A 444-nucleotide genomic window follows, 5' to 3' on the forward strand; every position below is an offset into this window, starting at 1 on the left:
CACTACACACAAACCAAGCTAATTGCCCGCTTGTAATGGAATCTAAGCCTTTAGATTCTAATTTTGCTTTAAGTTGAGAATAGAGAGGAATTTTCAAGTAACTATCCTTTTTTCTACATCTTTTTTAATCGCATTAAGCAAGGTTTCATACTGCTCTTGTGAGATTTCAAAAGTGCAACGATTAGAGGGAGAAAAAGTGTTTTTATCCCTTTGTATGTAATGATATTGTTTGGTATTGTCATTCCATTTTGGCACATATTGATTATTTTCAAAGACTTTACCCCAATGACTAGCACTAGATTCCACAGGAGCAAAGCCAAAGAATCCATCATTAAATTCATTAGTCTCTAAACTTTCATACCATTTTTTATCAAAATCTTTCCAATCTTTATTTTTAAGTTTTTCATCTCTTAATTCTTTATCAATTTTATCTAAAATATCAGG

The 444-nt window shown here is 30.9% G+C and carries 1 pseudogene; it reads right to left on the reverse strand.

The window, feature by feature from the left end:
• Positions 1–93: 93 nt before the first annotated feature.
• Positions 94–444, reverse strand: a pseudogene (locus CQA44_RS12955) (hypothetical protein); the annotation flags it as partial.

It is taken from the genome of Helicobacter sp. MIT 14-3879, assembly GCF_003364125.1.